This window comes from Belnapia moabensis DSM 16746, assembly GCF_000745835.1.
Classification (GTDB): Bacteria; Pseudomonadota; Alphaproteobacteria; order Acetobacterales; family Acetobacteraceae; genus Belnapia; species Belnapia moabensis.
In genome coordinates this window covers 1-1,419 of the sequence record NZ_JQKB01000275.1, presented here as the reverse complement: position 1 = coordinate 1,419, position 1,419 = coordinate 1, and the positions used below count along the sequence as shown (strand labels likewise).

Here is a 1,419-nt window from a genome sequence, read left to right as displayed (position 1 = left end):
CACCAACGAGACCCTACAACTGCCACCCCGGCCTGCCTGAGCCGTGGTCGCCCCAAGCTCATCAGCAAATTCCACCACGTTGACGGACGCGACCTATTCCGCCACGAAACCAGGCAGCTCGACCAGCCCGAAAGGCCGCTCAAGAAGGCGCGCCTCGCGGCTTGGTGGCGGGAAGAGCAGCAGGCGGCCAGCTAAACCCGTTACGGGAGCCGTAAGGGGTAGGCCACGCGGTGGGGGCTGCCTGTTGTCTGCCGGGGCTGGATGGCCCCCTCCCGCCACACCCGCGCAAAGCCGACTTCGGCAGCGCCGCTGCTGGTGCGGAACGCTCGCAAACCAGCCTTGCAAGGTGGTGTTCGGGGGCCACCTCCAAGAGGAAGGCAACCCATGCACTTCAAAGCCGCCCCCCCGATGGCTCAAGGCCGCTCCCCCGGGCGGCCTTTCCTTTGCGTACAGGCCGCTTGCGGCAGCGCCGGCTCTCTTGCGGTAAGCGGACTATCCAATCCTGACGAGGAATGGCCGCAAACCAATTCGGTTGGAACGGCGTTTGCTCCCCACGAGGGATTGGTACCCCAGCACCAACTCAAGGCCGGTTTGCACCTGCAGGCAGCCGGCCTTTTCCTTGCCTGCAGCCCGATTGCGGCAGTGCGTATCGGCTGCGGAGTGATACAGTGGCGAACCAGCGCGGTCGCTTCGGCTCGGACTGGAACTTCAAGGGTTCACTCAACCCCCACCTTTAAAGCCGTCCTTCGGACCACGAGGGCGGCTTTTCTTTGCCCGCAGTCCGATTGCGGCAAGCCCGGCTCACATGATGGGTTGGATGCCCCCTGCTCCGCGGCATCGAGGTGCCATAGCGTGGTTGGTGCTGAGCCTGACCACGAGGGAGAGGAGGCATCCATGGAGAAGGTTACGACGATCGGCCTCGATTTGGCGAAGAGCGTCCTCCAGGTGCATGCCCGGCCAGCAGCGGCTTGCGGTAGCCACCAATCCGGGCCGGTGCCGTGCTGCCAGTCTCACGCACCCGCCGCACCAGCTTGATCGCCGCCGAGGCACTCACCGCGAAGCGGGCCGCCGCCTCCCGAGCCGAGGCGCCCTCCTCAACAGCCCGGACCAAGCGCTTCCGCAGGTCCTGCGACAGGGGTGCCGTCATCGTCAGCCTCGCTGCTCCACCAGCAGCGTCGAATCAGACTCCGTGAGTCCGTGCAAGCCTGAAATGCTCTAGCTTCAGCCTTCGACCGGCTTGCGTCGTCGGAAGAACAGAAGCGGTGAGCAATGCCCCTGAGCAGCGGCTGCATATCATACGTCGGACATGCGTAGCCGATATCCGGGCTCTGTTGCACAAATGAGCTGACGGTTAGGGTTCCCCTTTCCCCGGACAGCCTCATCCTACGGCTTCGGTGACGGGTATTCCGAGCGCGGTGA

At 64.7% G+C, this 1,419-nt stretch carries 2 protein-coding genes; one reads left to right on the top strand and one right to left on the bottom strand.

The features are described from left to right. A partial coding sequence (locus EP26_RS37120) for a hypothetical protein (protein ID WP_211259651.1) occupies positions 1-195 on the top strand: 195 nt, incomplete at its 5' end. A 709-nt stretch (positions 196-904) separates the two neighbouring features. Here EP26_RS37120 and EP26_RS34425 read toward each other — a convergent pair. Further along, on the bottom strand, positions 905-1,147 hold the full coding sequence (locus EP26_RS34425; protein WP_084113205.1) for a hypothetical protein: 243 nt from the start codon (positions 1,145-1,147) through the stop codon (positions 905-907). Positions 1,148-1,419 lie beyond the last annotated feature (272 nt).

Excerpts from the sequence above, each read along its gene's own strand:
- EP26_RS34425 (WP_084113205.1), bottom strand. The coding sequence starts at position 1,147 with ATGACGGCACCCCTGTCGCAGGACCTGCGGAAGCGCTTGGTCCGGGCT.